Consider the following 18,460-nt stretch of genomic DNA (forward strand, 5'->3'; position numbering starts at 1 on the left):
TCGCCACCCCGCGCGAACAAACGTCGACGAAGCCAACCCAGTCGCGCAGAAAAACTGAGACCATGCCGCTTCCGAGACATCAGAACAAACCTTCCAAATCTAAAAAACAGAAAACCAGGAAAGGCTGTCTTCCGTCTTGCCGGCCGGTTTGTATTCGGCGCCCAAAGGTCGATCATAACCAAGGCGCGTTATGGTCGCGAAGATTGCGTGATAATCCACCTCGCCATGATCCGGGGCGCCGCGATCAGGTACCGACGCAAACTGGATATGACCGATCAGGCCCAGCAGATTCTGCAAACGGCGGGTCAGGTCCCCTTCCATGATCTGCACATGGTAGCAATCAAACATCAGCCGCAATGCAGGATGGTTGACCTCGGATATGATATCCTGGGCCTGTTCGGTCGTTTGCAGGAAATAGCCCGGCGCATCATGGTGGTTCAAAGGCTCGATCAGGATCGTGATGCCATGCGCTTCGGCCTCGGCACAGGCGAAACGAAGATTGGCGATGAAGCTTGCATGCGCCTCGGGACCAGAGGCAAATCCCGCCATGACATGCACGGCGCGCGTTTTCGTGGCGCGGGCATAGTCAAGGGCCTCGGAAATGGCGGCGCGCGCCTCGACTTCGCGGCCGGTCAGGGCCGACAGGCCGTTGTCACCCGCCGCGACATCGCCCCGCCTGGTATTCAGCCCCAGCATCGGCAGACCGGTTTCGTCCAGCGCCGCGCGGATCTCGGCCGCCGGAACATCATAGGGCCAATGACATTCCACCGCATCAAAGCCCGCCAGCTTCGCGGCGCGAATGGCGTCCGGCAAGGTAAGCTCATTCCACAGAAAACCCAGATTTGCAGAAAATTTCATTCGTCCCACTCGATATTGAATGTCGTGATCAGGTTCCGCACCTGGGCCTGCGTCAGCATATTGGGGTTCATCCCGCGGGTCAGGATCGCCAGCCGCGCCGTATCCTCGAGTTCTTCGATGGCGTTGCAGGCGGCTTCGACATCACGCCCGGCCACCACCGGGCCATGATTGGCCAGCATGACCGCCGACCGTTTGCCCGCCAAGCCGCGCACCGCCTGCCCCATGGCCGGATCGCCCGGCAAGAAGAACGGCAGCAGCTTGACCCGACCCAGCTTCATGATCCCGTAGGGCGTCATCGGCGGCAAGAAATCATCAGCATCCACATCCGGCAGCATGGACAAGGCGACGGAATGGCAACTGTGCAGATGGACAACCGCCCCTGCGGTCGATCGCGTCTCGTAAAAGGCGCTGTGCAGGGGCATTTCCTTGGTCGGCGGATCACCACCGATCAATCGCCCCGACGCATCGAACCGGCTGAGCCGCGCAGGATCAAGCCGCCCAAAGCTGGTGCCCGTCGGGCTGACCAGCAAGCCGCCATCTTCGGTGCGTGCCGATATGTTGCCCGTCGACCCGCCCGTCAGGCCGCGATCGAACATGGATTTTGCCAACAGGCAGATCGTCTCTCGCAGGGCTGTCTCGGTCATGTGCTCAACCTCTCCAGCGCGTCGGCAAAAAAGCTCTCGGTGCCGAAATTTCCCGATTTCAGCGTCAAGGCCAATTCCGTTCCAGCCGAGCGCCCAAAGCACCAGGGTACACCCGGCGCAATTTCCGCCCCGACATCCATCCGCGACACGTCCAGTGCGCGGGTAACCGCCCCCGAGGTCTCGCCCCCGGCCACGACAAAACGCTGCGCCCCGCGATCACGCGCGGCAATCGCGCATGCGGCAAGGGTTTCTTCAACGATCTCACCCGCACGAACCACGCCCAGCTGATCCTGTGCGGCGCGAACGGATTCCGGGTTCGCCGTGGCGTAAATAATTGGCGCCTGCGCCAGATCCTGCGCAGCAAGCCAATCCAGCACCGCATTATTGCCATTGCGCGCCAGATCCAGCGGGTCCAGCCGAAACCCGGGGGCGCCACTGTCCAAATACAGCGCCACCTGACGGTTGGTCATGGCCGAACAGCTTCCCGACAACACCACGGCCCCCGCGCCCAAGACAGGGGGCACCAATCGCGGCGCATCGGCAGACAAGGTTCCATCGGCCAGATACAACCCCGGCAAGGCCATCGCCAAAGCCGACCCGCCGGTGATCAGGGGCATTTCCCGACAAGCCGCTGCAATCGTTTCCAGATCGCCGTCACGAATTGCGTCGATCACGATATGCGCCCGCCCCTCTGCCGCCAATGCAGCCAGCGCCGTCCGGATCGACTGCGGGCCAGCTTCGACGACCGGGTGATCGATCAACCCCACTTGACCAGACACCTGGGGTGCCAGAAGCCGCGTCAGATCGCTGTCGCGCATCGGTGTCAAAGGGTGGTCCCGCATCGGGCTCTCGGCCAGCGGCTGCTGTCCCACGAACAGGTTCCCCATGAAAACGCGGCGACCATTTTCGGGAAAGGCCGGGCAATAGATAGTCTGCGCCGCGCCCAGATCCGACATCAATGCCTGAGCAACAGGACCGATATTGCCCGTTTCGGTCGAATCGAATGTCGAACAGTATTTCCAGAAATACCGACCCGCCCCGGCCGCCTGCAGCCATTGCGCCGCGGCGCGAGTCTGTTCCAGCGCCTCTGCAACGGGCAGGGTCCGTGTCTTCAGGGCGATCACTTCGAAGGGGGCCACATCGTCGCCCGGCGCGTCGTCGGGCAAGCCCATGTGCAACCGCACCCGCACCCCGGATCGCGCCAGCAATCCCGCCAGATCCGTTGCGCCGGTAAAATCATCCGCGATGCAACCTAGAACTACCGTCATTCGCCAAGCCCCCCTGTCGAAAACATTTCCACTGCAATCATGGCTCAACCCTCGCCCGGCAATGTCAGACCTGCATTGCGGGCATAGACCTTGGCGACGGCGGCATCATCCTGTCCGCCCAACCCCATGCCTGCGGCAACCAGGAATTGCTGCAGCGCCGCCGCCGTCAGCGGCGCACTGAAATTCGACGATTTCGCGATATCCAGCACGATACCCAGATCCTTCGGCCAGATATTGACCGAGCTGTGAGGCGCATAATCACCGGCCACGATATGTGGCGCCCGGTTTTCAAGCATCCAGCTGGTGCCCGCGCATTTGCTGATCACCTCGACGAACTTGTCAGGTGTGACACCCTGCGTCATGCCAAAGGTCAGGGCCTCGGCCATGGTGGCGATATGCACACCGGCCAACAGCTGGTTGACCGCCTTCATCGCGGATCCGGCCCCGGCCTGATCGCCCAGCTCGAATACGGTTTCGGCAATAGCATCCAGCACCGGACGCGCGGCCTGAAACGCCGCATCGCTGCCCGATGCCATGATCGACAATTGCCCATTCGCCGCCTTCTGCGATCCACCCGAGATCGGCGCATCAAGGTAATGCACACCGCGTTCGGCACAACGCGCCGCCATGTCTCGCGCGAATTCCGGCGGCACGGTCGCACAGGACAACACCACCGCGCCGGCGCGAAGTCGGGGCACGATGCCATTGTCGCCAAACAGAACCGCTTCGGTTTGCGCCGCATTCAGAACCACCACGGCTACCGCATCCAGCACCGCCTCGGCGATATCGGAGGCTTCGGCTCCGTCATCGCGCAGCCGCGCAACCTGTGCCTGATTGATGTCGGCACCCCAAACCCGCAGACCCGCGCGCAGGGCCGAGGCCGCAATACCGTATCCCATCGAGCCAAGCCCGATCACTCCTAGATTTCCGGACATTCGTCATTCTCCAATCGATATGTCTTGACTGGGGCGCATTTGCGCCAGCCGGTCAGTGTCGTGCGGCGCGGGCCTTGGCCAGCAGCGGCCAGGCAACCACCGCCGCGGTGATGGCAAAGAACAGAACCGCGATGGGGCTGTTGAAGAAGCGCAGCGGCTGCATATCGGTGATGATCAGCCCCTTGCGCAGGCTTTCCTCGAAAGGTTGCCCCAGAATGAACCCGATCACGATCGGGGCCAGCGGCACATTGGCAAAACGCAGGAACAGACCCAGGATACCGGCGATCACCGTCACCCACAGGTCAACCATGCTGAACCGCGTGACGTAAGATCCCGCCAATGACAGCGCCACAACGCCCCCCATGATCAGCGCATGGGGCAGCTTCAGCACCCGGCTGAACATCTGCGCTGCCAACGCCCCGACGATCAGCATCATCACATTCGCGACCAGCAAGGCGACAAAGACGAAATTCACAAGGTCGGGACTGCCCTGAAACAGGTTCACGCCGGGCGTGATCCCGTGCACGACCAACGCACCCAGCATCACCGCCGTGGCCGCATCACCCGGAATGCCCAAAGCCAGTGTCGGCACCAACGCGCCACCGGTGACGGCATTGTTCGCCGCTTCGGACGCCACGATCCCTTCGGGATTTCCCTTGCCAAAGCTCTGGGCGCTGTCAGAAGACGACCGCGCCTGCGCATAGCCGATCAGCGAGGCGGCGGTGGCACCGACACCGGGAAGGATTCCCAGAAATGTCCCGATGACCGAACTGCGCAGCAGGGTCTTGCGCACAGGTTTCCATTCCTGCAACGGCGCGACCTTGAAGCCGGCGGACACCACTTTGCCCGTAACCCCGGAGACCGGTTGTGCGGCAGAGGCGAAAACCTCGGACAGGGCAAAAAGTCCAATCAGGATCGGGACGACATGCAGGCCCGCCGACAGCTCGAAATTGCCGAAGGTGAACCGCTCGACACCGCTCAACGCGTCGATACCAACGGTGGACATAACGATCCCGATCAGCCCGGCCAGCAATCCCTTGAGCGGGTTGCCTGCGGACACCCAGGCGATCGTGGTCAGTGAAAAGACGATCAACGCAAAGGTTTCGATCGATCCGAACTGCACCGCGACCTGCGCCAATTGCGGGGCAAGGAACATCAACACGATCATCGAAAAGATGCCGCCGATGGCCGAGGCCACAGTGACCCAGCCAAGGGCCTCGGCCGCCCTGCCCGATTGCGCCATGGGATAACCGTCAAGCGCCGTGGCGGCAGATTGCGGCGTTCCCGGAACATTGATCAGAATGGCCGGAACCGAACCACCATAGACCGAGCTGACATAGATCGCCGTCAGCATCCCGATTGCCTGTGTCGGGCTGAGAACAAAGGTGAATGGCAGCACGATCGCCAGCGCCGTCACCGTTCCAAGCCCCGGCAGGGCACCGACGATCATGCCAAGAAAGGTCGCCAGAACCATGATTGCCAGCGTGGTCGGATCCGCCTGCATGCCAATGGCCGCGACAAGAGAAGTAAAATCCATCGATCAGAACTCCAGCCCGGGAATGGTCGGCAGCGGCAGCGACGCGAACTTCACCAGAAGCAGATAGGTCGCCACCGGCACCGCAACGGACAGTCCGACCAGCGGCACGGGCTTGCGATAACCAAGGATCAGGCAACATCCCGCGACAGCAAGCGGCACGATCAGCAGATAGCCAGCCATCTTGAACAGCACCGTCGTCATCAGTAGCAGCGCCATCATGAGAAAGGTCGGGCGCCATCGAATGTCGCCAGGCGCGACTCCGCCTCGCAAGACGCCCTTGATCAAAATCGCCAGGGACAGCGCCAGAACCGCATACAATGCCAGCTGGGCCACCAGGAAGGGTGGGGCATCCCCCGGCAACAGAAACACATCACTGCTGTGATAGCTGCTTCTCAGCAGGATCAGCGCAACAAGCCCGAAAAAGCCGCCCAGCAGCGTGTCCGAATTTACCAGTTGTTTCATGGATGCCCCCCAAGTGCTTACGCCAGATCAGTCTTTGACCGCGACCCCGATGGTCGGCAGCAAATCACGACTGCGGGCATATTCCTCTTCGTAGAACTGCGCAAAAGTCGTGCGATCCAGATATTGCAGCGTATAGTTGGCTGCCGTCATGCCCTTGACGAATTCCGGGTCCTCGACCGCCTGACCACAGGCACTGGACAGCTGGTCCAGAATCTCTTCCGGCGTATCCTTGGGTGCAAACAGCCCGAACCACACCGATAGTGACACGTCATGTCCCAACTCGGTCAGGGTCGGCACGTCGGGCAACATTTCCGTGCGCTCGGCCGACGCGATTGCCAGGGGTTTCAGATCATATTGCGACACCATTGCCGCGGCATCAGCGGCAAGGGTCGCCTCGCCCCCCAACAATGCAGTTGCCGCCTTTCCGCCGCCACCCGCAGGCAGATAGGTGAAGGTCACGCCATAGGCATTGGCCAGCGCCGCCTGGGTGATATGGGGCATCGATCCCGGGGCCCCGCCAACGGCGATGATCTGTTCGCCGGACTTGGCCGCATCGATCAGGTCCTGCACCGAATTATACGGGCTGTCCGGAGCCACCGAAATCGCCGTCGGATTGTTTGCAACCATGCACACCGGCGCAAGGCTGGTATTGTCATAAGGCAACGGGCGCAAGTTGGGCTGCACCGTCACCGTCGCGATCGGGGCATATCCGATCCGATAGCCGTCCGGTTTCGATCGCGCCATCTGGGCGATGCCAATGGTGCCACCTGCCCCGTCAACATTGATCGGAACCAGATCCGCGCCCATCGCCTTGCGCATGGCGTTGATCAACAAACGCCCCGAGGTATCGGAATTGCTGCCCGCGCCGAACGGCACGATCACTTCGATGGGCTTTTCCGGATACTCGGCCAGAACAGCGGTTGCGCCGGTCGCGGCAACCACCGCCGCGCAACCAAGGGTCGATAGAATCTTCATGTGTTTTCCTCCCGTTAAATTCAGCTGCTTGCCGCTTCTTCCCGTTCGCGCGACCATTCAATCTGAATGATGTCGACCTTGGGCGAAGGCGGCCATCCGTCTCCGCGCTGGGAATTGAGGCTGCGATGCGGCGCCCAGTGATATTCGCGATCGGGTTTGCCGATCAGGGCCCCGCCCTCGATCCAGTCCAGATCGACGCCATACATCTGATCGACCAACAGATCCTGCAATCGCTTCAATGTCGCGGCATGGGCCGGGTCCGCCGCCAGATCGGTCATTTCATGGGGGTCGCTGATCAGGTCGAACAACTGGCTGTGATTGCCCGTCGGATAGTAGACCAGCTTGTACCGCTGATCCCTGACCATCCGGCTTGCATGATCATCTTCGCCGCATTCGCCATAGATGAACTCGCGCTTTTCTTCGCCGACCATCGACATGCCGTCCACGGTGTCGGGAACCGGTATGTCGCAAAGGTCCAGCAATGTCGGCATGACATCGGCAAAGCCGACAAGGCGTTCGTCCACAACGCCTTCACGCGCCTTGGGATTGCCCTTGTTCGCCATCAGGATCATCGGGATATTCGCGCTGCTTTCATAAAAGATCCGCTTGGCCGCCATGTCATGATTGCCCAGCATGTCACCGTGATCCGACGTGAACATGATGATGGTGTCATCCAGAATACCTTCCAGACGCAAGGTGCCGATCAGATAGCGGATCTGGTAGTCGATCTGCGTGCAAAGTGCGTAGAACGCCTTTTTCGCAGCCAGCATCTGCTGTTCGGAATACAGGTTGGTGCGGCTGAGCTGCGCCTGAATTGCGAAGGGGCGACGGGCGGGATCGCGAGCCCATTCCCCGACATAGGGCGGGTCGATCTCGACATCGCGATACAGGTCGACAAAGGCCTGGGGCGGAACCAATGGCGGGTGAGGGTGGCGAAAACCCAAATACCAGAAACCGGGTTTGGTGGGGTCACGACGCTTGATCGTGCGCGCCATCATCCGTCCCGCCCAAGAGGTCGCATGATGCTGTTCATCCAGGTGCCATGGCCGCCAGTTATATTGGTTGTTCGACATGCCATGATCGAACTGGCGACCAGCAAGGCCCTGATCGCCCAGATAAATATCGTAATCGTCCAGCGTTCCCCATTGAGGACGCCCTTCATCGTCAAGAAGAACGGAATCGAAACCTATTCGGTCGCGTTGTGGGTGCACATGCAGCTTGCCCACGGCATCAGCCTGATAACCGGCGTCGCGGAACGCCTGCGCCATGGTTGTCACGTCGGGCATATTCAGCTGGTCGTTGAACACCCGGTCGCCGTGACTGCGCGGAACCTGACCCGTCATCAGCGTGCGACGGGCCGGGATGCAGACGGGACATTCCGAATAGGCGTTGGAAAAACGCGTGCCGACGGCCGAGATTTCGTTCAGGCCGGGGGTAATGATCGCGGGGTTTCCCGCAAAACCCAGATGCTCGGCGGCCCAATGGTCGGTGCAAATCAGCAATACGTTCGGTTTTTTGGCTGTCATCCCTGCCTCCTGTTCCCGGTTGCAGGTCTCTAGCGCGAATTGCAGTCATGCACATAATGATATAATTGCCCATATAATTTCTAAAATTGAAACTTTGAAGGATGGTCTGATGAGCAATCGTGTCGGTCTGCGCCAGCTTCGCGCCTTTCACGCGGTGATGATGGGCGGCAGCCTGACAGCAGCTTCGGAACGGCTGAACCTCAGTCAGCCGACCATAAGCAAGCAATTGACCGCGCTTGAAAGTTCTTTACAAATCAAACTGTTCGACCGGCGTAGCGGCACCCCCGTCAGCCCCACCCCGAACGGGGTCGAGTTTTTCAGGGCGATCGAGGCAACCATCTCTGGGCTGGATAATCTGGGCGCAATCGCGCGCGACATTGCCGGGCACGGCCGCCGGCGCATCAGAATAGCCGCCACGCCACCGGTCCTGAACAGTCTGCCCTTCACCAATGGCCTGACACGATTCACCCGCGATAACCCTGACATCCAGATCGCCCTGGAGGCTCGTTCCAGGGTCGAGATCGAGGATTGGGCAGCCCGCCGCGAGATCGATCTGGCCTTTGCACTGTTGCCATCGTCGAATTCGGCATTGTTGGCGGAACCCCTGCTGGATACGCGCGCCGTTGCAGTCATGCATCGCGACCATCCGCTGGCAGACAGGCCCATGATTAGCCCCGAAGATCTGGCCGGCCACAGCCTGATCCTGCCCAGTCGCCAATTGTTACGATCCCGCATCGATACCATTCTGGAACGCGAAGGGCATCAGATTGCCGCCGATATTGAATCGTCCTCGGCCAATACCTGCTGTCGGCTGGCACTGGCGGGGGCCGGCATCGCCATTTGCGACCCGTTCAGCCCGACGGCCTATCCCACCGATGATCTGGTGGTTCGCAACTGGTCGCCTGCGGTGCGGCTGACCTATGGCGTCATTCGCCACAAAGAAAACGAGCAGGAACCGTCGACCCGGTCCCTGCTTGCCATCATGCGTGAAACTTTGGGAAATTTCGCATTGCCCGTATCTGTATAAGCCCCGCGTCAGGATGCGCCCATCGTCCGGTTATGCCACACCGCTTGGCTGATCAAAGCTTGCCAGTTCAATGCCCGGTCGGGCATGCAACAAGGTGACGAGACGCGCCTGAAGGTCGGCGGCCGTCGGATCATCCCACAGGTTGTTCATCTCATCCGGATCGGCAACCAGATCATACATTTCACCTGCCCCCGACTGCAATTCGACTGTCAGCTTGCTGTCGCCCGTATGAACACAGCGCAGGTCCAGCTGCACCCCACATCGGGACGGCGAGACATCCCATTCGGCATAGACGGCCTCTCGTGCGTCGCCCTGCCCCTGCAGCGCGGCCCGCATCGAGCGGCTCTGCGCATCTTGCGGCATCTGCGTGCCGGCATAATCGCAGAATGTCGCCGCCAGGTCCAATGTCGACGCCACGTCTTGCATCGTGCTGCCCGGTTCGATTCCCGGTCCGCGCGCGATCATACCGACATTCAGTAGCGAGTCGTAAAGGATTGGCCCTTTCAGATACAGTCCGTGATCACCCATGTAGTCACCATGGTCCGAGGTGTAGATCACGATCGTATCCTCGGCGATCCCCTCATCTGCCAGGGCTGCCAGAACCCGCCCGACATTGTGATCTATCAACGAGATCATGCCATAGTAATTCGCGGTCATGTCCCGAAGCTGTTCATCGGTCTGGTCAGGGATGCGGGTGCCCTGTTTGCGAAACTTCTTGTAAAGCGGATCATCGAGCTGGGGTTCGCCTTCCAGCGAGGCCTTGTGCCACCACGGCCTGCGCTCGAGATCCTTGACCCGATGGGCTGGCAGATCCACCTCGTCCGGGTCGTGCAGGCGGCTCCAGGGTTCGGGGCAGTCAAACGGGTGGTGCGGATCGGGCAACGAAAGCCACAGGCAGAACGGCTGGTTTTCGTCACGCCTGTGCAGCCAGCGCAGCGCCCGATCCGTTGCCCAGGTCGAACTGTGCCATGCGGCAGGCAGGGCCGAACTCCATGTCTGGGCCGCGCCGGTTCCGGGCCGGGTTTCGTCCTTCCACAGATCAAACGCTTCTTGCCCGCCGACCGTATCGAAGAACCATTTCTCGTAGTGCTGGCCGCTGGGAGGCGTGATTGGGGGCCGAAACTTGTGCCAATGCCCCTGTGTGAGCAGCTCGACATGATCAAAGCCCATATACGGCCCATGCCAATCTGCGGGGTAATCCGCCGACCCGGACTTGCATTCGGGGTTCGGACGCGGCGCAAAGGTCTGGGTCGAGGCAAAATGCGCCTTGCCGATCAACGCTGTCGCATAACCGGCGTCGGACAATTGCCTGGCAAAGCTGCGATTGCCGATTTCGGGGCGCAGGTCGATACCGTTATCCTTGACGCCATGGGTCTTGGGCAGTTTTCCCGTCAGGATCGATGCCCGCGCGGGCTGACAGACCGGGGCCGGCGTGATGCAGGTCGGCACATGCATGCCTTGGGCCCGCAGCCGGTCAAGATGCGGTGTCTTGACCTTGCGTCCGGCAAAACCGTAGCAATCGGCACGTTGCTGATCCGAGGTGATGAAAACGATATTCGGGCGCTTGGTCACTTAGCTTGCCTCTTTGATTGAGCTTGTGGTCGCGCGGCGCAGCGAACGGGCGCGAAAGAACATCGCCAAGACGCCCAGCAGCAGGAAGGCCGCAGCAATCGGTCGTTCGAGAAAAATCATCAGCCCGCTGTCGGACAGGCGCAAAGATTGGCGCAGCGCTTCCTCGGCACCGCCCGCCAACACGAAAGAGATGACCAACGCCGCAGGGTTGAAATCGAATTTGCGCATCAACCAGCCAAGGACGCCTGCCGCGATCATCACAGCCACGTCAAACAGGCTGCCATTCGCCGAATAGGCGGATACAAACGCGGTCAGGAAGATCAGCGGATACAGAACCCGGGTCGGTATCTTCAGGATCAGGTGCCCAACACGCGCCGCGCCAAAATAACCGATCAGACCATAGCTCGCGATGCCGAACAAACCCGCGGCGAACAGGCTGTAAACCAATTCGCGCGACGTCAGAAACAGCGTCGGGCCGATTTGGATGCCGTGGATCAGAAAGACCCCGATCAGAATGGCACCAATGGTTGATCCGGGAATACCCAGCGTCAGCAAAGGCGCCATGGATGGCCCTGATACAGCGTTGTTGGCCGCTTCGGGGGCGGCAACACCCTCCAATGCCCCCTTGCCCCATTCCTCCGGGTTGCGTGCCCGACGCTTGCCTTCGCCATAGGCCACAAAGGATGCAATTGCCGATCCCAGACCGGGCAGCATGCCGATAAACGCACCGATAAAGGATGACCGGACAATATGGGGAAAACAGCGCCGGAACTCGGCCCAGCCAAGATGGTTGCGGGCGGCAGCTCCTTGGTCATGCGGTTCGGAAAATGCCTGAACGGCGGCTGGCTTGCTTTCCAGTTGCGTGAACACCTCGCCCAGAACGAAGATCCCGATCATCAACGGCACAAGCGACACGCCCCCCGACAGGTCGAACAACCCCAGAGTCATACGATCCTGCGACGTGATCGGATCCAGCCCCACAGTCGCAAGAACAATGCCCAGGGCGGCGCTGGCCAATCCCTTGGTGACGGATTGACCAATGACCGATCCGATCACGACAAAGGCCGCGAAATAGACGGCAAACAGTTCCGGCGGGCCCATCGTCAAAGCGATCCGAGCGATATAACCCACGAATACGATCAACAGCAGGTCGCCGATGAAATCGCCGATCACGGATGAAATCGTAGCGATCTTCATGGCTTTGCCCGACTTGCCCTGTCGCGACAACGGATAGCCGTCCAACTGCGTCGCCGCACTGGCAGCCGTGCCGGGTGTGTTGAACAGGATCGCCGCAACCGAGCCGCCATAGCGCCCCGACTTGCCGATGACATAAAGGAATGCCAGGGCGCTGAGGGGGTCCATGTAATATGTCACCGGTAGCAGCATCGCAATGGCTGCTGCGGCCGTCAGGCCCGGAATGGCCCCGACCACCATGCCGATCAATGCCGCGGCGACAATCCAGAACAACAGCGCCGGTGACGTGGCCACCGTCGCGATTCCTGCGAAGATATCCATGGGTCAGTATCCCTGAAAGACGTCCAATAGGTCGAACCACGCGCCATATGGCGGGAACACGCCAAGCCCGACAAAGAAGACAAGGTGGTATATCGCGGGGCAAAGCACCGCAGCGGCCAACAAGGCCAGGGGCGATCGGACACCAAACAGCAACAACGCCAATGGCGCGCTTATCGCCGTGCCGATCAGATACCCAAGCATCGTGATCGCAAACAGATAGCCAATGGCCAGAGCGCAAAGCAAAAGCACCGGCATCATGTGGCGCCAACGGGGTAGATCGCTCTCTGCCAGTGGCGTCCGGATCGCGTGCAGCGTCTGGATCACCCCCAACATCAGAATGGCCCCGCCACCCGCGACCGGAAATACCCGCGGCCCGATCCCGCCCTGTTCGGTAATCTCGATCTCCATGGCGATTTTCAGCACCAGAGCGCCGATAATCACCATGGCCAACCCCGACACGAAATCGCGCGTCATCAGGCCTTTGCCGTCATCCGTCATTTCAATGCCTGAATGACCGGGGCGACCGCATCCTGCAATTCGCTCAGCCGCGCCACCGCAGCATGACCATCAAGATAGGCCGGCAGCAAACCCTGCGCCGCCACATCCTTGGCGAATTGCGGGCTGCTGACGGTTTCCTGCAACGCTGTGGTCAAAACCTGCGCAGTTTCGTCGGGCAGATCTTTGGGTCCATGCAGCGTGATCGGCGTGTCAACGAATGAATATTCATAGCCAAACTCGGCCACTGTGGGCACATCGGCCTGCAACGCGTAACGCTGCGGGGCAATCAGCCCAAGCACACGCATTTGCTGTTCGAACCCGACTGCCTGGTGAATTCCGATCACCGCGAAATCGACCTGGGATCCCAGAACTGCGGCCCGCACCTTGCCGCCACCGGCAAAGGGGACATCCACCGCCGACAGCGCATTGGCATCCAACAGGCTTTGTCCGGCAACATGCAGGAATGCGCCCCGCCCCGTATGCGCCCAACGCAAGCTGTCTGGCGCCGCGCGAACCGCGTCAAACAGATCACCCAATGTCTGATAAGGGCTGTCGAAGGGCACGGCCACCGCCGCCTGCAAGCTGCCCGCCTGCCCCAAAGTGGTCAGGTCGTCGAACAGATCAACAGGGATGGATTTGAACATTCCGCCCATGACCAGCGCACCGCCCGTCGTCACCATCAACGTCAGGCCATCGGCCCGCGCACGGGCAAGCTCGGCCGCGCCGTTCACGCCACCCCCGCCCGGCTTGTTGACCACATTGACCGGCACGCCCAGCCGCTCTCGCAACCCCAAGGCCACAGCCCGGCCATATGCATCCGTTCCCCCACCGGTAGGGAAAGGAACGATCAAGGTGACGGGGCGCCTCGGGCGCCATTGCGCCAAGGCAATGCCCGGCATCGCGACCGCGCCCGTCACAGCGGCGGCAGATATGAGAAAGTTCCTGCGTTCCATGCCTCTCCTCCCGAAAAGTCCCGGATACCGCCGAGCGGTACCGGATATGAGGGACGTTATTGCCAGAACTCGACATGTTCGTATATTTCAAAGTAACGATCATATGTTGCATTTTTTGGTACAAAGGCCGGAAGCATGAATATCAAGGGACTGCGTGCCTTCAATCTGGTGATGCAGCTGGGCACGCTGCGCGTCGCCGCCAAGCGTATGAATACCAGCAATTCCGCACTCAGCCGCCAGCTTGCCGTTCTGGAACACGAGCTTGGCCTGCAATTGTTCCATCGCAACAAACAGCGCCTGATCCCAACCCGCGAGGGCGTGGCCTTCTATCGCGAAGCTCAGGTCATGCTGGAAAATCTGGAACGCGTGCCCGAGATCGTCCAGAATGTGCGCGAAGGCACCCATCATCAGATCAAGGTGAACGCCATTCCGCGGCTGGGCACCGTTATCGCGATCCCCGCCACGGCCAGATTCCTGAAGCAACATCCCGAAATGCATGTGGTCGTGCATGCAGATACCCGCCGCGTGATGGAACGTTCGGTCGCGGGCAACCAGTTCGATCTGGGCGTCGGCCCGTTGCCTGCCAGCAATCCGGATTTGCGCACCGAGGTCCTGGGCCGCATCCCGCCCATGGTCGTCATGTCGCCCGATCACCGCCTTGCCAAATTCGACCGGGTGCCACCGGCCGAGCTGCAAGGCGAACAATTCGTGCGCATCACATCAAATCTCTTGATTGGCGAACAGGTCGAAGACTTGTTCGCCGCCTATGATCTGGCCCCGCCCAGTCGGGTGAAGGTGGCCAACACCATGCTGGCCTGCGCCCTGGTCGCCGAAGGCTACGGCATCACGATCGCAGATGCGCTCAGCCCGTTGATTTTCCGCGACGAGGTGCTGTGCCGCCCGCTGGATACCGATGAATGGCTCAGCTTTGGATTGCTGTTCCCCCCCGCGCAAGAACGCAGTGACGCGTTGGACAATCTGGTGACGATCTTTCGAAGCACGGCAGAGGACATGATTGCGCAGCTCAGGGATCGCATCGACTAGACATTGGCAATCGTGACGCCACCCGCCGATGCCGCAATGTCCTGGATGTCATAGCCCAATGCCTTGCGCAGCATGTCAGGCTGGCTTTCGATCAATCCCTGAACACATACGAGAACACCATATAGCGGCGCGGTATCCTCATCCCGTCCGGAGCCTTCCAGAAGATCGCGGATCGCATTCTTGAAATCTTCAAAGCTTTCGACCGGGTACCGATGCGATGCACGGCCTATTTCCGCGCGATCTTCCCAGATGTCCACTTCGGACTGATCGGCCCTCAAATCCGCTTCGTTCCAGTTCAGGCGTCCAATCGCGGCAAACTCCGGCTTGCCGGCACGGCCCGGAACACGAAACACGCCGACGGGAACGAAACATTCGAAATCCAGTGGCGCGACCTTGGTCCGTTCGGGGTTGTTGCCCCATTCCTCACGAAGCTCGCGCAATGCGGCAACTTTGCCCAGTTCCTTGAATGTGCCTGCCTCAAGGCGATCTTCCCAATCCATGGACCCGGTCGTCAACGGGACACGCGCACCGGCGCCATGAAGGTTATGTTCGCCCTGAATGGCAATCAGCAAGACATTGTCCGCGGTGACACCAAGAAGGTTGACGCCGATCTGCGTTGAAATTCGTTCCGAGCTTGCAGACAGCCGTTCGAGATGCAGTTGCTCTCCGGTTCTTTTGAAAGGAACCCGATCGCGTGCCGCGCTGTATTCGCGTTTGCCTTCGGAATGGACTTCGATGATGTCCTGATGGGCCAGATCACCGGAACACCAAGTGGCGAAATAGTTGCTTTCAAAGACCTCTACACGGGTCATTCCGACATGAAAGTTGCTGGCAATTCCGATCTTCCTTTCGTTGACCAAAGGCAGCGGGCTCAGAATTTTGCGCAGCACCGTGCGGCTGGCATATTGCTTGAACGGCTCGCGGTTCTTGCGAATGTCGCGAAGGATATTGGCATATTTCCCCGTGACATCCGTCAGGGGAACGTCCCATTCCGCGTCAAGCATGCAATCCCCATTGAATGCCGGAGAGGTATGGATACTTCCCTGCACCATATGCGTCGGGCGAAATGCCCGCCAACCGTATTCGATGTCCTTGGGGTCGGGGCGGCTGCCCTTGATCTGCTCATCAAGATCGGCTGCTCGTTTCAGCTCGAACCGGCTGCGTATGATCCCGGGCCGAAGCGCGGCCAGTATCTTGATACCCCAAGTCAGGCCAAGAATGGGCAAGGCAAGCCACCCGTGATTCCCCCAATCGGTGGTCTTTGGAAACACAAGCCCCGCCACGGATAACAGGACGCCACCTGCGATGATGAAGATATATGTCGATCTTCGATCCGACAGTCCTAGTTCGAAAAACGCGACATAATCCCTGATCGACCTGAAAGATCTGAACATGCTTGCAACTACTGCCCTTGGGTCCCGTCGACCGCAGGGATGCCCCGTGCCGCGCGGCGGATAGATATTGTTTCCATCTCCGTTTAGGCCAATTTTTCGCCCGCTTTACAAGTACGCACGGAAAGCCGGGCAAACCGACGCCTCCCCCCCCTGACATGCCTGATGCCTCTGCAATGCACATTGCACCGAACATTCTGCATCCACCCCATCACGCAACCCAACTGCCGCCGTGGCAAAACCGAAAATCACGGCTGACGGGGTTCACGACGCTGCTCTCGTGCGGCATCATGATGTCTTGCAAGAATGTTGTCGGGCGGAGGGCTGCATGTTCAGGTGCTTGGGGGCCATATGCGCCGGGTTTGCCGCGCTGTTCCTGTCCAGATACGATGCGCAGGCGCAAGGTTGCGGCTCTGCCGAACGCGCATGCATGGTGAAGGGTGGCAGTTATCATCTGACCCTGCCCGACAACACAAAACCCAAGGGCATCGTCATCTATCTTCATGGCGGCGGCGCCACAGGCAAGAGCCTGATGAATTCCGATCTGGCAACCGAGGCTTTGCGCCGCGCCTATATGTTCGTCGCGCCCAATGGCGAGCATCCGGAAAATCGCTGGACAAAGGACTGGTCCGTGCATGCCGGCAACATGCAATTCGAACGTGACGATATCGCATTCCTGAACGCCGTGCTTGCAGACGCCCGAGATCATGGCCAAATGACTGACGGGCCGGTTCTTCTTGCAGGATTCTCGCGTGGCGGATCAATGGTCTGGAACATGGCGTGCGACAACCCTGATTTCGCCACGACCTATGCGCCGCTTGCCGGGGCATTCTGGAATCCGCTACCGGAACGATGCGAGGGGCCGGTGACCTTGTTTCACACACATGGCTGGACCGACCGAACAGTGCCGCTGGAGGGCCGGTCCTTCTTTGATGGCGCAGTCGTGCAGGGCGACGTCTGGGCGTCGCTGGGGCTGCTGCGCCAGACAAATGGCTGTCATAGTTTGCCAGACAGCAGCAGCTTTGTTGGCGATTTCTGGCTGCGCCACTGGGGCGATTGCGATGCGGGACAGATCGACCTGCTATTACACAAGGGCGGGCATGGTGCACCCGACGGGTGGGCAGCATTGATCATGGACTGGTTCGAGGAAGCTCAACTCCGAAACAACTAAGCCCCGCAACCATGCCACGAAACATTCGGGCTGCCCCGCGTTCTGACCGACACCCTGGCCCGAGCATCCCTGCCGACAGTCACCTGACATCGGCCGCAAGTCTGAGGCCAAACCCGGATCTCAGGTTTTACGTGACATAATATATATACATATATATGTTTATATTCGCCATCTCCGGCAATTTCGGCATTGTTATCTAGGTGGTATCGGTGGGGTCGGCGCATCATTTGCCGTCAGGCCCGCGCTGCGATCACCCCGCCCGAATGAACGCCGGATCCGCTGTCATGAAACCTACACAGGAAACCCATCGCATGGCCTTGTATGCACTTGGAAATACCAAACCCCGAACCGCCGGACCCAACACATTCTGGATCGCCCCTTCGGCGCATGTCATCGGCGACGTCACGTTGGGCCGGGATGTCGGAATTTGGTTCGGCGCCGTCCTGCGCGGTGACCAGGAACCGCTCCGCATCGGCGATGAGAGCAATATTCAAGAACACGCGATGATCCATGCGGATCCCGGCTTTCCGGCAACCATCGGCAACGGGGTCACGATCGGACATGGCGCCATCGTGCATGGCTGCACCATCGGGAATGGCACCTTGGTAGGAATGGGCGCGATCATCCTGAATGGCGCAAGAATCGGCAACAACTGTCTAATCGGCGCAGGTGCACTTGTCACAGAGGGCAAAGAAATTCCGGACGGTTCGGTGGTGATGGGAAGTCCGGCAAAGGTGGTGCGGACCCTGACCCCGGAAGGCATCGCGGCATTGCAAAAGCCAGCCAGGAACTATGTGCGGAACTGGAAGCGTTTTGCTGCTGAACTGATCACGCTTGACTGACTTCGGCCCGCACGGTGCAGCTTCCAATCCGGTGACGGATCCGCCATGCCTGAACAAATCGCGACCCGATCCGGGTCGCGATGTCGTTTCCTGCATCTCAGGCTTGATCGTCAGTTGACGATAGTGGCTTCGGTTGCGGCGCGCAGTTCTTCTTCGGTCACGCCATCGGCGAGTTCGACGATCTTCAGGCCGCCCTCGACCACGTCCAGAACGCCCAGATTGGTGATGATGCGATTGACCAC

General features: G+C 60.1%; 17 protein-coding genes and 1 pseudogene. 4 read left to right on the plus strand and 14 right to left on the minus strand.

Annotated features, from left to right (window positions below; all coding sequences use genetic code 11):
- Positions 1-99 precede the first annotated feature (99 nt).
- Genes PAF17_RS18630 through PAF17_RS18665 form a run of 8 tightly spaced genes read right to left on the minus strand, consistent with a single transcriptional unit; the run spans position 100 to position 8,205 of the window.
- Positions 100-858: a hydroxypyruvate isomerase family protein gene (locus PAF17_RS18630; protein WP_271890595.1), complete on the minus strand. Its 759-nt coding sequence runs from the start codon at positions 856-858 to the stop codon at positions 100-102.
- Entirely contained in the window at positions 855-1,502 is a 648-nt protein-coding gene (otnC, locus tag PAF17_RS18635) for a 3-oxo-tetronate 4-phosphate decarboxylase (RefSeq protein WP_271890596.1), read from the minus strand. Before otnC ends, PAF17_RS18630 begins: the two co-directional genes overlap by 4 nt.
- Positions 1,499-2,770, minus strand: a complete 1,272-nt coding sequence (gene otnK / locus PAF17_RS18640; protein ID WP_271890597.1) for a 3-oxo-tetronate kinase — start codon at positions 2,768-2,770, stop codon at positions 1,499-1,501. The genes otnC and otnK overlap by 4 nt, the downstream gene beginning before the upstream one ends.
- Positions 2,771-2,814: 44 nt before the next feature.
- Positions 2,815-3,705, minus strand: a complete 891-nt coding sequence (gene ltnD / locus PAF17_RS18645; protein WP_271890598.1) for an L-threonate dehydrogenase — start codon at positions 3,703-3,705, stop codon at positions 2,815-2,817.
- Positions 3,706-3,757: 52 nt separating this feature from the next.
- A complete protein-coding gene (locus PAF17_RS18650; protein ID WP_271890599.1) occupies positions 3,758-5,242 on the minus strand; it encodes a tripartite tricarboxylate transporter permease in 1,485 nt (494 codons plus the stop codon).
- A 3-nt stretch (positions 5,243-5,245) separates the two neighbouring features.
- A complete protein-coding gene (locus PAF17_RS18655; RefSeq protein WP_271890600.1) occupies positions 5,246-5,704 on the minus strand; it encodes a hypothetical protein in 459 nt (152 codons plus the stop codon).
- Between the two features lie 27 nt (positions 5,705-5,731).
- Positions 5,732-6,679 (minus strand): tripartite tricarboxylate transporter substrate binding protein, encoded by a 948-nt coding sequence (locus tag PAF17_RS18660; RefSeq protein WP_271890601.1) that lies wholly within the window; start codon positions 6,677-6,679, stop codon positions 5,732-5,734.
- A gap of 20 nt (positions 6,680-6,699) precedes the next feature.
- Complete coding sequence (locus tag PAF17_RS18665) at positions 6,700-8,205, minus strand: sulfatase-like hydrolase/transferase (RefSeq protein ID WP_271890602.1); 1,506 nt, start codon at positions 8,203-8,205, stop codon at positions 6,700-6,702.
- 109 nt (positions 8,206-8,314) lie between these two features.
- Between PAF17_RS18665 and PAF17_RS18670 the strand changes: the two genes are divergently transcribed.
- On the plus strand, positions 8,315-9,232 hold the full coding sequence (locus PAF17_RS18670; RefSeq protein WP_271890603.1) for a LysR family transcriptional regulator: 918 nt from the start codon (positions 8,315-8,317) through the stop codon (positions 9,230-9,232).
- A 30-nt stretch (positions 9,233-9,262) separates the two neighbouring features.
- Here the strand turns inward: PAF17_RS18670 and PAF17_RS18675 are convergent, their stop codons facing one another.
- The 4 genes from PAF17_RS18675 to PAF17_RS18690 are packed head-to-tail and all read right to left on the minus strand — an operon-like array spanning position 9,263 to position 13,770.
- Positions 9,263-10,804 (minus strand): sulfatase family protein, encoded by a 1,542-nt coding sequence (locus PAF17_RS18675; RefSeq protein ID WP_271890604.1) that lies wholly within the window; start codon positions 10,802-10,804, stop codon positions 9,263-9,265.
- On the minus strand, positions 10,805-12,319 hold the full coding sequence (locus tag PAF17_RS18680) for a tripartite tricarboxylate transporter permease (RefSeq protein WP_271890605.1): 1,515 nt from the start codon (positions 12,317-12,319) through the stop codon (positions 10,805-10,807).
- Positions 12,320-12,322: 3 nt separating this feature from the next.
- Positions 12,323-12,817 (minus strand): tripartite tricarboxylate transporter TctB family protein, encoded by a 495-nt coding sequence (locus PAF17_RS18685; RefSeq protein ID WP_271890606.1) that lies wholly within the window; start codon positions 12,815-12,817, stop codon positions 12,323-12,325.
- On the minus strand, positions 12,814-13,770 hold the full coding sequence (locus PAF17_RS18690; protein ID WP_271890607.1) for a Bug family tripartite tricarboxylate transporter substrate binding protein: 957 nt from the start codon (positions 13,768-13,770) through the stop codon (positions 12,814-12,816). Before PAF17_RS18690 ends, PAF17_RS18685 begins: the two co-directional genes overlap by 4 nt.
- Before the next feature lie 135 nt (positions 13,771-13,905).
- On the opposite strand from PAF17_RS18690, the gene PAF17_RS18695 reads away from it, so the two are divergent.
- Entirely contained in the window at positions 13,906-14,814 is a 909-nt protein-coding gene (locus PAF17_RS18695) for a LysR family transcriptional regulator (RefSeq protein WP_271890608.1), read from the plus strand.
- Here PAF17_RS18695 and PAF17_RS18700 read toward each other — a convergent pair.
- Positions 14,811-16,208, minus strand: a complete 1,398-nt coding sequence (locus tag PAF17_RS18700; protein ID WP_271890609.1) for a hypothetical protein — start codon at positions 16,206-16,208, stop codon at positions 14,811-14,813. The genes PAF17_RS18695 and PAF17_RS18700 overlap by 4 nt on opposite strands.
- 325 nt (positions 16,209-16,533) lie before the next feature.
- On the opposite strand from PAF17_RS18700, the gene PAF17_RS18705 reads away from it, so the two are divergent.
- Both PAF17_RS18705 and PAF17_RS18710 read left to right on the plus strand, forming a co-directional pair.
- Positions 16,534-17,376, plus strand: coding sequence for an alpha/beta hydrolase family esterase (locus tag PAF17_RS18705; protein WP_271890610.1), 843 nt, complete (start codon positions 16,534-16,536; stop codon positions 17,374-17,376).
- Positions 17,377-17,687: 311 nt separating this feature from the next.
- A complete protein-coding gene (locus PAF17_RS18710; RefSeq protein WP_271890611.1) occupies positions 17,688-18,218 on the plus strand; it encodes a gamma carbonic anhydrase family protein in 531 nt (176 codons plus the stop codon).
- A gap of 110 nt (positions 18,219-18,328) precedes the next feature.
- Here PAF17_RS18710 and PAF17_RS18715 read toward each other — a convergent pair.
- A pseudogene (locus PAF17_RS18715) lies at positions 18,329-18,460 on the minus strand (succinyl-CoA--3-ketoacid-CoA transferase); the annotation flags it as partial.

It is taken from the genome of Paracoccus onchidii (genome assembly GCF_028294535.1).
GTDB classification, from domain to species: domain Bacteria; phylum Pseudomonadota; class Alphaproteobacteria; order Rhodobacterales; family Rhodobacteraceae; genus Paracoccus; species Paracoccus onchidii.

Excerpts from the sequence above, each read along its gene's own strand:
- PAF17_RS18630 (WP_271890595.1), bottom strand. The coding sequence starts at position 858 with ATGAAATTTTCTGCAAATCTGGGTTTTCTGTGGAATGAGCTTACCTTG.
- otnC (WP_271890596.1), bottom strand. The coding sequence starts at position 1,502 with ATGACCGAGACAGCCCTGCGAGAGACGATCTGCCTGTTGGCAAAATCC.
- otnK (WP_271890597.1), bottom strand. The coding sequence starts at position 2,770 with ATGACGGTAGTTCTAGGTTGCATCGCGGATGATTTTACCGGCGCAACG.
- ltnD (WP_271890598.1), bottom strand. The coding sequence starts at position 3,705 with ATGTCCGGAAATCTAGGAGTGATCGGGCTTGGCTCGATGGGATACGGT.
- PAF17_RS18650 (WP_271890599.1), bottom strand. The coding sequence starts at position 5,242 with ATGGATTTTACTTCTCTTGTCGCGGCCATTGGCATGCAGGCGGATCCG.
- PAF17_RS18655 (WP_271890600.1), bottom strand. The coding sequence starts at position 5,704 with ATGAAACAACTGGTAAATTCGGACACGCTGCTGGGCGGCTTTTTCGGG.
- PAF17_RS18660 (WP_271890601.1), bottom strand. The coding sequence starts at position 6,679 with ATGAAGATTCTATCGACCCTTGGTTGCGCGGCGGTGGTTGCCGCGACC.
- PAF17_RS18665 (WP_271890602.1), bottom strand. The coding sequence starts at position 8,205 with ATGACAGCCAAAAAACCGAACGTATTGCTGATTTGCACCGACCATTGG.
- PAF17_RS18670 (WP_271890603.1), top strand. The coding sequence starts at position 8,315 with ATGAGCAATCGTGTCGGTCTGCGCCAGCTTCGCGCCTTTCACGCGGTG.
- PAF17_RS18680 (WP_271890605.1), bottom strand. The coding sequence starts at position 12,319 with ATGGATATCTTCGCAGGAATCGCGACGGTGGCCACGTCACCGGCGCTG.
- PAF17_RS18685 (WP_271890606.1), bottom strand. The coding sequence starts at position 12,817 with ATGACGGATGACGGCAAAGGCCTGATGACGCGCGATTTCGTGTCGGGG.
- PAF17_RS18690 (WP_271890607.1), bottom strand. The coding sequence starts at position 13,770 with ATGGAACGCAGGAACTTTCTCATATCTGCCGCCGCTGTGACGGGCGCG.
- PAF17_RS18695 (WP_271890608.1), top strand. The coding sequence starts at position 13,906 with ATGAATATCAAGGGACTGCGTGCCTTCAATCTGGTGATGCAGCTGGGC.
- PAF17_RS18700 (WP_271890609.1), bottom strand. The coding sequence starts at position 16,208 with ATGTTCAGATCTTTCAGGTCGATCAGGGATTATGTCGCGTTTTTCGAA.
- PAF17_RS18705 (WP_271890610.1), top strand. The coding sequence starts at position 16,534 with ATGTTCAGGTGCTTGGGGGCCATATGCGCCGGGTTTGCCGCGCTGTTC.
- PAF17_RS18710 (WP_271890611.1), top strand. The coding sequence starts at position 17,688 with ATGGCCTTGTATGCACTTGGAAATACCAAACCCCGAACCGCCGGACCC.